The sequence below is a fragment of the Amycolatopsis tucumanensis genome (genome assembly GCF_021654135.1).
Taxonomy (GTDB): domain Bacteria; phylum Actinomycetota; class Actinomycetes; order Mycobacteriales; family Pseudonocardiaceae; genus Amycolatopsis_E; species Amycolatopsis_E tucumanensis.
The window spans coordinates 111,850-122,336 of the sequence record NZ_JAKGSD010000024.1; the positions used below are offsets into that span (position 1 = coordinate 111,850).

The following is a 10,487-nucleotide window of genomic DNA, read 5'->3' on the forward strand; positions in this document are numbered from 1 at the left end:
CGGTCACCCGCACATCCGGCCCATCTGCGACATCATCTCGCCCATCGCGTCCGCGGTCGCCGGATAGCCCATCGCGAGCAGCGCGCCGAGCAACAGCACGGCCACGACGACGAGTACCGGTACAAGCGGTCGACGCGTCGTCGATGCCCGCGGTGCGGGAGTGGGCAAGTCACGGGTCAGGACGTCGAGCTCGCCCCTGGTGCGTGACCGGTAGGCCGCCGCCGACCGTTCAGAGAACTCGTCCAGGGTCAACCGGCCCTCGCCGACGTGCTGCTGCAACGCGGTCACCACGCGCTCGCGGTCGGCATCGGAGGCCCGGATCGTCGAGTCGCTCATTGGCGCTGCCTCCTGGAACAGAGGGATGTTTCGACCATGTGGACAACCTGTGGATACCCCGACGCGGAGTCAGACATCCGTGGGCGGTGCTGACTTGCCGCCGGACACCTGGCCGGCGTCCAGCGAGTCCTGTGCCCGCAGGACCCGCACTTCCTCCCGCAGCTCGGCGATCTGTCGATCGAGCTCGGGGTTCTCGCCGGATCCGGCGCAGTGCCCGTCTCCGCGCCGCATCGGCCGGATACAGGTGAAGTACGTGACCGTGACCGCGGCGACCGCGATGAGCGCGGCGACCCAGGTGGACATCACTGGGCACCCTTCGGCTGCCGCGTCTCGCGATCGGCCTTGAGCTGGTCGATCTCCGCACGCAGCTGTGCCACCTGCTGCTCGCTGCTGTCGCCGGAACCTTTGCGCTGGCCGCGCATCATCATCCACATCATCAGGCCCATACCGACCGGGCAGGCCAGCACCGCCAGAGCTAGAAGAAGCGATTCCACGATTCCTCCACCGGGTCGAGGTCCAACACCCTCTTCTACTATCTACGTACGGAGATCGTAGATAGTTCCCGGTCGTGATGCCACGTTCCGGGCCGGAACCACAGGGGCGCCTCGGTCAGCTCAACGGGAGCACCGTGCGGTATTTGCCGCCGGAGGTCTGCTGCGGTGGTTCATCCGCGCGGGTGACGGTGACGTGGTCGAGCTTGTGGTCGGTGAGCAGTCGGGTGATCTCAGCGTGCGCCGTCTGCCAGACGCGCTCGGGGTCTGCACCCGGCGTGGGTTGCAGGCGGATGCTGAGGCTGGTGGATGCGGTGTGCACGATCTGGAACAGCTCGACTCCGGGGAGGCGCTCGATAGCCAGGCTGATGGCCAGGGGCGCGATCGTGACTGGTTCGCCGCTGCGGGTGGGGAAGGTGAGCAGGTCGGCGGTGCGGCCTTGCACTTGGATCGCGGGCAGCGGGTCGCCGCACGGGCAGGGGTCGGGCCGGAGCAGGACGGCGTCGCCGAGGTCGTAGCGCAGGATGGGCTGGGTGCGGTTGGCGAGGTTGGTCAGCAGCGCGGTGTGGGAGCGCTGACCAGGTGGGACCGGTTGGTGGTCGGCATCGACCGCTTCGAGGATGGCCCAGTCGCTGTTGACATGCAGCCAGCCGTGCTGGCAGCTCTGGCTGAGGAAGGGGCATTCGTTCGCCGCGTAGCTGTGGCGGACCTTGGCGCCGAACGCTGTGGCGATTCGGCTGTACTCGCCTGCGGGCAGGCCCTCGGCGGACAGGACCACCAGGGCCGGGTCGATGTGCAGACGGCCGGCTTGCTGTTCGGTGGCCAGCAACGCGCCCATGCTGGCGTAGGGGGCGAGGATGGTCGGGCGGAAGGCGTTGAGCGCCTCGACCAGTTCGGGCATCGGGGTGTGCACGCCGAAGACCCCGATCCTGTTACGCCGCAACCGGTTCTTGCGCAGCGCTGCGGCGGCGGTGGCGGACGCGAAGTGGCCGCCGGTGGCGATCACCATGGCGATGCGCGCACCGCGAGCCACGATGAGCGCGACGTCTGTGGCGGTGAGCCAGGAACTGAGCGTGCGCGCGCCCACCGCGGCGGTGACGGCGAGGACACGCTGGTCGGCCAGGAAGATGCCGGGCGTGCCGGTCGTCCCCGACGTGGTGGAGACCGTGTAGCGGCCCAGGAACTTCTCCCCGATCAGCGCGGGGTCCTCGACGAACGCCCGCACCGCAGCGAGCGTGACGGCCGGGTCGGTGACCCACTCGTCGAACCGCGGCATCAGCTCGGCCTTGCTGGTGACCGGCAGCAGCGCCGGGTCGGTGACGCGGTCGGGCAGGGTGCGGTAGTGCTCGCAGTAGTACGGCGAGTGGGCGCGGGCGAAGGCGACCATGTCGGCGAGTCGGTCACGCTGCCGCCGCGCGATCGCTCCCGTGCCTTGCTTGTGGGCGGCTCGGGCGTCGCGCAGCAGCCAGAAGCGGCTTTCCGTCGTCATGGCCGGTCCTCGGTTGTGCTCGCGGGAGTCGAGGTTTCGCCGGCCTCGTGCCAGGCTTCGCGGCCGGACTGCACCGCCAGCGCGGCGACGACCAACGCGACCACGGGGTCGGCCCACCACCAGCCGAGCGTGGCGTTAAGCCCTAGTCCGGCCAGGACGGTGATGGACAGCGCGTTGGACATCCACGTCTCGGCGGACTGGGCGACCAGCACCGGGTTGTTCAGCGCTCGCCCGGTGCGCCGTTGGGCCAGCGCGATCGGGGTCATCACGATCAGGGCGACCACGTTGAGCACGATCCCGATCAGCGACTCGCCGGCCTTGTCCTGCGAGACCAGATCGCGGATGGACTCGAAGGCCACGTAGACGGCCAGGGCGTAGAAGGTGACCGCGATCGCGCGCAGCGCGGGTTGCTGCCGGGCATGGGCACCGGCGCGCAGCTGCCAGATCACCACGCTGGCGGCGAAGACCTCGATGGCCGAGTCGATGCCGAAGCCGACCAGGGCGATGGAGTCGGCCGCCAGTCCAGCGGTGACGGCGACGACGCCTTCGATGACGTCCCACACCACGATGAACCACGCGAGCGCCAGCCCGCGGCGCACCAGTGTTGCGTGATTCTGCGCGGTCATGGCGCCGCGTCCTTCGGGGTGCTGTCGGTGGAGCGGAGGCTGGACAGGACCAGCGCGGCGCCGCCGAGGGTGATGAAGACGTCGGCGAGGTTGAAGGTGGGGAACCAGCCGGTGTGCAGGTAGTCGGTCACGACTCCATCGGCGGCGCGGTCGATGAGGTTGGCGATCGCTCCAGCCAGCACCGCGGCCAGCCCGAGCCGCATGGGCAGGGTCGCGGTGCGGGTGGTGCGCCAGGCGAACACCCCGAGCCCGACGATGATCAGCCCGGTGACGCCGAGCACGACCCCGCTGGGCAGGGTGTCGCCGAGGCTGAAGGCCACCCCGGAGTTGAACGCCAGCCGCAGTTGGATCACCGCGAGATCGACCGACGTCCCGTCAGCCAAAGCCGTACTCGCCCAGGCTTTCAAGCCGAGGTCGAGCGCGGCCAGCAGCGCGGCGGTGGTGGCCAGGGCGACGCGTGCTCGGGTCACCCTGGCCGTGCGGGTGGGTTCGCCGGTGGTCACGAGGCCGTCCCGACCGCGGTGGGTGCCGACGCCGTCTGACTGCTGCTGCCAGTGGTTTGCAGGGGCTTGGTGCGGCTGGCGCGGACGCCGTTGGCGATGACGACGACCTCGGCCAGCTCGTGCACCAGCACCACCGCGGCCAAGCCGAGCACGCCGAACAGCGCCAGCGGCATCAACGCGATGATCAGCCCGAGGGACAGGCCGACGTTCTGCAGCATGATCCGGCGGGCGCGGCGGGCGTGGGTGAACGTCTGTGGCAGGTGGCGCAGGTCCTCGCCCATGAGCGCGACGTCGGCGGTCTCGATCGCCACGTCGGTGCCCATCGCTCCCATGGCGATGCCCAGGTCGGCGGTGGCCAGGGCGGGTGCGTCGTTGACCCCGTCGCCGACCATCGCGGTGGAGCGCTGGTCGCGGAGCTTTTCGATCAGGCGGGCCTTGTCCTCCGGGCGGAGTTCGGCGTGCACGTCCTCGATCCCGAGGTCGTTGGCGAGCGCGCGGGCGGTGGCGTGGTTGTCGCCGGTGAGCATCGCGACGTGGTAGCCGTCCCGGCGCAGCTGGGCCACGACCTCGGCGGCTTCCGGCCGCAGCTCGTCGCGGACCGCGATAGCCCCGACGACTTGGCCGTCCTGCTCGACCAGCACGGCGGTCGCGCCGGCCTGCTGCATCCACTGCACGTCCGCGGCCAATGGGCCGGGATCCAGCCAGCCGGGGCGGCCCAGCCGGAGAGTGCGGCCGTCCAGGCGGCCGGTGAGCCCGGCACCGGTGACTGCCTCCACATCGGAGGCCGGGGTGATCTCGTCGACGGCGGCGAGGATCGCTCGGGCAAGCGGGTGTTCGCTGCGGGCCTCCAAGGCTGCGGCCAGGTGCAGGACCTGGTCGCGGCTGGCGCCGTTGGTGGTGGCGACGTCGATGACGGCGGGCCGGTTCGCGGTGAGGGTGCCGGTCTTGTCCAACGCCACCCCGCGCACCGCACCGAGCGCTTCCAGCGCGGCACCACCCTTGACCAACACGCCGAGCTTGCTGGCCGCACCAACCGCGGCCACCACGGCGACGGGGACGGAGATCGCCAGTGCGCAGGGTGAGGCGGCGACGAGCACGACCAGGGCACGCTCGATCCAGGTGACCGGGTCGCCGAGCAGGCTTCCGACCACGGCGATCAGCGCGGCGGCGATCATGATGCCGGGCACCAACGGTTTGGCGATGCGGTCCGCGAGTCGCTGGGAGGCGCCCTTGCGGGCCTGTTCGGCTTCCACGATCCGCACGATCCGGGCCAGGGAGTTGTCCTCGGCGGTGGTGGTGACCTCGACTTCGAGCACGCCGGTGCCGTTGATCGACCCGGCGAACACCTCGCTACCGGGTCCGGCCTCGACCGGGACGGACTCGCCCGTGATCGCCGAGACGTCCAGCGCGGTGCGGCCGTCGCGGATGATCCCGTCGGTGGCGACCCGCTCGCCGGGCTTGACCAGCATCCGGTCGCCGACCCGCAACTCGCCTGGGGACACCACGATTTCGGTGCCGTCGCGCAGGACGGTGGCCTGCTCGGGGACCAAGGACAGCAAGGCGCGCAGGCCGCGGCGGGTGCGCGCGAGGGAGTATTCCTCCAGGCCCTCGCTGATGGAGAACAGGAAGGCCAGCATCGCGGCCTCGCCGACCTCGCCGAGGATGACCGCGCCGACCGCGGCGATGGTCATCAGGGTGCCGACCCCGATCTTGCCCTTGACCAGCCGCTTGAGCGTGGAGGGGACGAAGGTGTACGCGCCGGCCAGCAACGCCGCCACCTCCAGCACCAGTTCGACCGGCCGCGGCGCGCCGGCCCAGCCGGCGATCAGCGCGGCGAGCAGGAATACCCCGGAGACGGCGGCGAACTGGAGTTCCTTGACTTGCCACAGCCGTGCCGGCTCGTGCTCCTCGGCCTCCTCACCGGTCGCGGGTTCGTCGTGGCCGCAGCCGCACGCGTCGCTCATCGCGCACTCTCCTTGCTGTCCTGAATCGCGCTGTCCGCCGTGGTGTCGGTCGGGGCGTCGGTGCCGTAGTTCGGGCACAGCGCCACCGCGTTGCCGGTCGCGGCCAGCAACGTCTCCGCCGACGCCAGCAGGTCCATCAGCTCCGGGCGGGCGAGGCTGTAGAACACCTGCCGGCCCTGCGGGCGGCCCACCACCAGCGCGCAATCCCGCAGGCAGGCCACGTGCGCGGAGACCGTGGACTGCGCCATCCCCAGCTCGGCCACCAGATCGGCGACCCGCGCCTCCCCGTGAGCGAGGCGCTGCACGATCGCCAACCGGGTGGCGTCGGAGAGGCTGTGAAACAGCGCCACCGCCGGGTCCAAGCCCGCACCCACGCTCGACGCGAGACATCCATCCGTGCTATTCATCGTCACAAGGCGATGATAGCAGCCATGTCGGATGGAATCGAGGTTGATGAACAAGGCCGAGACCGCGCTAGTGAACTCCCCGCCCCGGCGCTGGCTGCAGCGCTTCTACGAGACCCAGGTGCTGCTGCGGTTCGGCGGCCGGGTGCTCCCAGGGGCGCGGGCGCTGGAGATCGGGTGCGGCTCCGGCTACGGAACTCAGCTGGTGCCGGAACGGTTCGGCGCCGGCAGCGTGGCCGCCGTGGACCTGGACCCGGCAATGATCGAGCGCGCCAGCCGACGCCTCACTCGCTACGGAGACCGGGTTCGGCTCTCGCAAGGCAGCGCGACCGACCTGCGCGCCGCGCTGGATGCCGAGGACCGCGGCTATGAAGCGGTGTTCGACTTCACGATCGTTCACCACATCCCGGACTGGCGGGCCGCGGTCGCCGAGGTCGCCAGGGTGCTCACACCGGGCGGGCGGTTTCTGCCGGCATCGCTGCAGTGACCGAACGCGGACGAAGACACCGGTGTCGTGTGGTGCGGCCGCTGGAGGCTTCGAGGGGGCTGGTGCCGGCAAGTTTGGCGAAGGCCGCCTCGTTGTGGCATCGGCCGACGTGGGAGAAGCTGACGATCACTTGGGCGGCGGTCACCGCGCCGATGCCGGGCTGGCTGATGAGGGCTGGTGCGACGTCGTTGACGATGTCGTCCAGCTGGGCTGCGTTGTTCTTCAGCTCGCGCCGGTGGGTGTTCAGGGCGTGGGCGAGGCGTCGGATCTCGGCGTAGCGTACGACGTGCTCACGGGTGGCGTTGCGAGGTGAGTTCCGGCGAGCCAACTCGTGCAGCGTGGTCTCGGAGAGTCGACCACGTGCGAGTGCACGATCGTGGTCGTCACCGTCGCGGAGCAGGGCGCGCAGCCGGTTGGTGTTGGCTGTGGCGGCCGTGGCGAGTTCGTTGCGGGCGCACAGCAGAATGCGCAATGCTTCGCGGTCGCCGTCGGCGCGTGGGGTGGGTAGGCGGTCGGCAGGTTGTTGGAGTGCCGCCAGAACGGCCAGGTGTGCATCGATCTGGTCGGATTTCCCTTTGCCGCGGCGGGCTTTGCGGTTAGGCTGCTCGCACTCGATGACGGTCAGCCCGGCGGTGGTCAGGGTTCGGGCGAGTCCGCGGCCGTAGCTTCGGGTGCCTTCGATGGATGCGGCTATCCGGGCGCCTGGGGCGTGCTCGCCGATCCAGGTCAGCAACTGGGCATGGCCTGCGCTGGTGTTGGGGATCGAACACGTCGCGATCGGCGCGCCGTTGGGTGCGGCGAGTTCGACCTGGTGGGTGTCGCGATGGGTGTCGACACCGATGACGGCATCGACGAGATCTGCCAGCATGGGCATCAGCCGGGTCCTTCCGGATCGGGTCCATAGTCGGTACCGGCCTGGATGGGATCACCAAGTGGCAGCTCTGTGACGGGTCACGCCAGCGGCGGACAGGCTTCTGAGCAGGCCAACCGGTGGGCCAGGCGGTGCCGGCGACCACGGCGGGCAGGTCAAACGAAGGGCACGCCGAAGCGGCCAGAGTTTGCGTGAGCCACGTCGTGTCACCGGCCACCGATCCTGGCAGCGGACCAGACCGGAACCGCTGACCGACACACTCACAGAGCTTGCGGTTGCCGGTTCGGGCGGGGTATTCGCCCTTGATCGAGCTGCCGGAGGTGCGGGTGACGGGGGCAATCCCGGCGTAGGCGGCCAGGTGGCCGGAGCTCTTGAAGGCGGAGGCGTCGCCGATCTCGAGCAGGATGCGGGCGGCGGTCCTGACTCCGATGCCGGGCATGGAGACCTCCGATCTTGCTAACTGTCAAGCCGCGACGGGTTCTGCGTGGTGTGGGGGTTCGCCGAATGCTTTGATCGGGTCGTAGGTCTGGCCGGTGTGCAGGCAGTGGAAGAGCTGGCCGAGCATGCGGTTGAACAGGTGTCGCAACGCTGCGGCGTGGCGGTCGCCGCGTGCGCGGCGCTGGTCGTAGTGATCCTTGGCTGGGCCTGGGCGAGGCATCGCGGCGAAGGCCCATAGGAAGCCGACCGCGTTGAGGCGGTCGTTCTTCACAAGGCGGCGGGTGATGGCGATGCTGCGTCCGGAGGCCCTGGTCACTGGTGCTGAGCCAGCGTAGGCCTTGAGCGCGCGGGCATTGGCGAAGCGGCTGCGGTCATCACCGATTTCGGCTAAGAGCCGGGCGCCGCTGAGTTCGCCCATGCCGGGGAAGCTGGTGATTACCTCATGGTCGTGGTGCTGTTGGAACGTTTCGATGGCGGCTTGGCCGAGTTGCTCGGCGTTGTCGCACTCGGCGTTGAGGGTGACCAGCAGTGCCAGAGCCTGACGTCCCAACGCTTCCTCGATGAGCGGGAGTTGCCGCAGTTGAGGAACTTGTAGAGCGTGGTGAAGTTCAGCGGCGAGTGGGTCGATGCCGCGCTGGCGGCCGGCCAGCCGCAAGGTGCTCGCGATCCGGGTCGGTGTGAGCTTGGCTGCGGCCGCTGGTGTCGGAGCGATCGCGAGCAGGGAGCGGGCTTCGGAGCTGGCGAGGTTGGTAGCGCCGCCGCGGTGGAACGCGGCCAGGAAGCCCGGGTAGTACTCCCGTAGTAGAGACCGCAGTTCTTGCAGGGCTTTGGTGCGGCGCCAGACCGCGTCTTGTGCCGATCGGGCGAGGACCGCGACCGCGCGAGCGAGTTCACTGTCAGCGGGCAGAGGCCGTTGGGCGTGGGCATCAGTGCGCAGGATGTTGGCCAAGACCATCGCGTCGGCGTGGTCGGACTTCTTGCGGGAGACCGTATGACGTTTCCGGTAGCGGGCGACGGCCATGGGGTTGATCGCGTAGATCGTCCGCCCGGTCTCCCGTAATGCGGCGACCAGCAGCCCGCGCGGGGTCTCAATCGCCACCGGGATCGGGGTTTCACGGCTATCGCCGGCGTCGGCCAGCATGGCCATGAGCTCTGTGAACCCGTCGGCGGATTCGGCGATGCGCCGCTTGGCCACCAGCTTGCCCTCAGCGTCGACCAACGCGACGTCGTGGTGTCGCTCGGCCCAGTCGATCCCGCAGAACACCTTCACTCTGAACTTCTCCTCGGTCTGGATGTTGGTGCTGGTCAGAGACCATGGCGAGACCGCGCGGCGCCCTAATAACGAGGCTCTGTGGCCTTCCCTCCGATTGAGCCGTTCACGATCCCAGCGATCCGCACGACTCCGGTCTTGATGCCAGAGCTCTCAGGCTCCCGAGAAGCAAGGTGTAGGTCGTGCGGACGGGCTCGAACCACGAGCAACATCCTCGATCAATAGGTGTGGTGGTGGCCCGAACGGGTGTGATCCGCCGGTCTCAATGAAGGACTCCATGGTCCGTGGTCAGGACAAGGCGTCCCGCTCGGGGCCACCGCCGGTCGTGCTCCGCTGCAACGCGGTCATAGCGGGCAGGCTCCAGCTATCGTCAGGCGTCGGCGGAACACGAACTCGAGAGCGAGCCGACGTCGAGCAAGTTCTTGATCAGCTTCGGCTCGTTCACATGTTATTAGGTCAGGACCCGGGCAAGCGGGTGCGCATCGAGTATCTCCTCCACCTCGGTGGCGACCTGGCTGCGTTGCTGGAGCACGGTTTTCAGGTTGTCGGCGAGTCGGGGCAGGACGGTGTCGGCGGCGGTGGTGCCCGGGACGGTGACGGTCTGCTCGTCCAGTGCGGTCCAGATGTCGGCGACCAGTTTTTCGCCCATGCGGGGAGCGTGAGTGGTGGCCACGACGGCAACCTTGCGGCGGCCGGCTGTGCGGATGCCGGTCGGTCCGCCGCAGCGGGACAGGATCTCCAGCACCGCCCGGTGGGTGACGCGGGGACCGAGGACGCGTTCGAGGGTGGGGTGGATGCCGGTGAGCAGGCCGCGGATGCGCTTGCTCAGCCGGGTGGCTTCACCGGCCAGGTCGTCGTCGAACCCGACCAGCACTTCCAGCTCGGCCAGGGCCTCGTCACCGGTGTCGACCTGGCGCAGGGTGTGGGGCAGGTGCGGGCGGCGTCGGCGATGATGAACGCGTCCTGGGCGTCGGTCTTGGCGGTGCCCGGGTAGAGATCGGCGATGCGCCGCATCGCCAGGCCGGGCAGGTAGGCCACCTGGTGCCCGGCCGCGCGACCCCGCCATGCTCGACACCTACGGAGTCGGGCCCGACACGGCCGCCACGCTCCTCATCGCCGCTGGCGACAACCCCGAACGGCTGCGAAGCGAAGCGTCGTTCGCCCCTCTGTGCGGCGTCAGCCCGGTGGAAGCATCCTCGGGCAGAACGCAACGCCACCGGCTCAACCGCGGCGGCGACCGCCAAGCCAACAGTGCCTTGCGCAGCATCGTGCTGGTCCGCCTGCGATGGGACCGACGCACCCGCGACTACATCGACCGGCGCGCGTCAGCGAGGGCAAGACCAAACGCGAAGCTGTCCGGTGCCTCAAACGCTACATAGCCCGCGAGCTCTACCGGCTCATCACCACACCGGATCCACAGACAACATCAGCTCGCCGCGCTGCTTGACGGACAATAGGGGCATCGAGACCTACCCAGCGGTGGCCGTGTCCCTATCAGCGGTCCCTCGATGCCACCAAGCCCGGCGACACCACCCCCCGGATCATGACCTCGACTGGGGGCATCAGTCATACCGAACCTGGCGACCACAGCTCCTTGATCAGGAACCA

The 10,487-nt window shown here is 69.3% G+C and carries 11 protein-coding genes and 3 pseudogenes; 2 read left to right on the forward strand and 12 right to left on the reverse strand.

All coding sequences use genetic code 11. From position 1 onward, the window contains the following. Positions 1 to 3: 3 nt before the first annotated feature. The 8 genes from L2C96_RS23515 to L2C96_RS23550 form a co-directional block, all read right to left on the reverse strand. Positions 4 to 336 (reverse strand): DUF1707 SHOCT-like domain-containing protein, encoded by a 333-nt coding sequence (locus L2C96_RS23515; RefSeq protein ID WP_237337776.1) that lies wholly within the window; start codon positions 334 to 336, stop codon positions 4 to 6. 69 nt (positions 337 to 405) lie between these two features. Continuing rightward, positions 406 to 639, reverse strand: coding sequence for a hypothetical protein (locus L2C96_RS23520; protein ID WP_237337777.1), 234 nt, complete (start codon positions 637 to 639; stop codon positions 406 to 408). Then, entirely contained in the window at positions 639 to 830 is a 192-nt protein-coding gene (locus L2C96_RS23525) for a hypothetical protein (RefSeq protein WP_237337778.1), read from the reverse strand. Before L2C96_RS23525 ends, L2C96_RS23520 begins: the two co-directional genes overlap by 1 nt. A 115-nt stretch (positions 831 to 945) precedes the next feature. After that, the gene (locus L2C96_RS23530) at positions 946 to 2,316 is read right to left on the reverse strand and encodes a phenylacetate--CoA ligase family protein (protein WP_237337779.1); all 1,371 of its coding nucleotides are present in this window, start codon (positions 2,314 to 2,316) and stop codon (positions 946 to 948) included. Beyond that, positions 2,313 to 2,942 carry a cation efflux transmembrane domain-containing protein gene (locus tag L2C96_RS23535; RefSeq protein ID WP_237337780.1) on the reverse strand — a complete coding sequence of 210 codons (630 nt, stop codon included), beginning with the start codon at positions 2,940 to 2,942 and terminating at the stop codon, positions 2,313 to 2,315. Before L2C96_RS23535 ends, L2C96_RS23530 begins: the two co-directional genes overlap by 4 nt. After that, positions 2,939 to 3,445, reverse strand: coding sequence for a signal peptidase II (gene lspA / locus L2C96_RS23540; protein WP_237337781.1), 507 nt, complete (start codon positions 3,443 to 3,445; stop codon positions 2,939 to 2,941). The genes L2C96_RS23535 and lspA overlap by 4 nt, the downstream gene beginning before the upstream one ends. Continuing rightward, positions 3,442 to 5,409, reverse strand: a complete 1,968-nt coding sequence (locus L2C96_RS23545; protein WP_237337782.1) for a heavy metal translocating P-type ATPase — start codon at positions 5,407 to 5,409, stop codon at positions 3,442 to 3,444. The genes lspA and L2C96_RS23545 overlap by 4 nt, the downstream gene beginning before the upstream one ends. Beyond that, positions 5,406 to 5,816 (reverse strand): ArsR/SmtB family transcription factor, encoded by a 411-nt coding sequence (locus L2C96_RS23550; protein ID WP_272883115.1) that lies wholly within the window; start codon positions 5,814 to 5,816, stop codon positions 5,406 to 5,408. The genes L2C96_RS23545 and L2C96_RS23550 overlap by 4 nt, the downstream gene beginning before the upstream one ends. A gap of 46 nt (positions 5,817 to 5,862) precedes the next feature. On the opposite strand from L2C96_RS23550, the gene L2C96_RS23555 reads away from it, so the two are divergent. Further along, positions 5,863 to 6,300, forward strand: coding sequence for a class I SAM-dependent methyltransferase (locus tag L2C96_RS23555; RefSeq protein ID WP_237337783.1), 438 nt, complete (start codon positions 5,863 to 5,865; stop codon positions 6,298 to 6,300). Here L2C96_RS23555 and L2C96_RS23560 read toward each other — a convergent pair. The 4 genes and pseudogenes from L2C96_RS23560 to L2C96_RS23575 form a co-directional block, all read right to left on the reverse strand. Beyond that, positions 6,260 to 7,174 carry an IS110 family transposase gene (locus L2C96_RS23560; protein ID WP_237337784.1) on the reverse strand — a complete coding sequence of 305 codons (915 nt, stop codon included), beginning with the start codon at positions 7,172 to 7,174 and terminating at the stop codon, positions 6,260 to 6,262. The two genes, L2C96_RS23555 and L2C96_RS23560, sit on opposite strands and share 41 nt — an antisense overlap. Positions 7,175 to 7,436: 262 nt before the next feature. Further along, positions 7,437 to 7,616: pseudogene (locus tag L2C96_RS23565) on the reverse strand (IS110 family transposase); the annotation flags it as partial. Between the two features lie 18 nt (positions 7,617 to 7,634). Beyond that, positions 7,635 to 8,879 (reverse strand): IS110 family RNA-guided transposase, encoded by a 1,245-nt coding sequence (locus L2C96_RS23570; protein WP_237337785.1) that lies wholly within the window; start codon positions 8,877 to 8,879, stop codon positions 7,635 to 7,637. Between the two features lie 454 nt (positions 8,880 to 9,333). Then, a pseudogene (locus tag L2C96_RS23575) lies at positions 9,334 to 9,935 on the reverse strand (IS110 family transposase); the annotation flags it as partial. Between the two features lie 2 nt (positions 9,936 to 9,937). Here L2C96_RS23575 and L2C96_RS23580 point away from each other — a divergent pair. Next, positions 9,938 to 10,326, forward strand: a pseudogene (locus L2C96_RS23580) (transposase); the annotation flags it as partial. Between the last annotated feature and the right edge of the window lie 161 nt (positions 10,327 to 10,487).

Bases quoted from the DNA above. Each gene is read 5' to 3' on its own strand.
- L2C96_RS23515 (WP_237337776.1), bottom strand. From the start codon at position 336: ATGAGCGACTCGACGATCCGGGCCTCCGATGCCGACCGCGAGCGCGTG.
- L2C96_RS23520 (WP_237337777.1), bottom strand. From the start codon at position 639: ATGTCCACCTGGGTCGCCGCGCTCATCGCGGTCGCCGCGGTCACGGTC.
- L2C96_RS23530 (WP_237337779.1), bottom strand. From the start codon at position 2,316: ATGACGACGGAAAGCCGCTTCTGGCTGCTGCGCGACGCCCGAGCCGCC.
- L2C96_RS23535 (WP_237337780.1), bottom strand. From the start codon at position 2,942: ATGACCGCGCAGAATCACGCAACACTGGTGCGCCGCGGGCTGGCGCTC.
- L2C96_RS23545 (WP_237337782.1), bottom strand. From the start codon at position 5,409: ATGAGCGACGCGTGCGGCTGCGGCCACGACGAACCCGCGACCGGTGAG.
- L2C96_RS23550 (WP_272883115.1), bottom strand. From the start codon at position 5,816: ATGAATAGCACGGATGGATGTCTCGCGTCGAGCGTGGGTGCGGGCTTG.
- L2C96_RS23555 (WP_237337783.1), top strand. From the start codon at position 5,863: ATGAACAAGGCCGAGACCGCGCTAGTGAACTCCCCGCCCCGGCGCTGG.
- L2C96_RS23560 (WP_237337784.1), bottom strand. From the start codon at position 7,174: ATGCCCATGCTGGCAGATCTCGTCGATGCCGTCATCGGTGTCGACACC.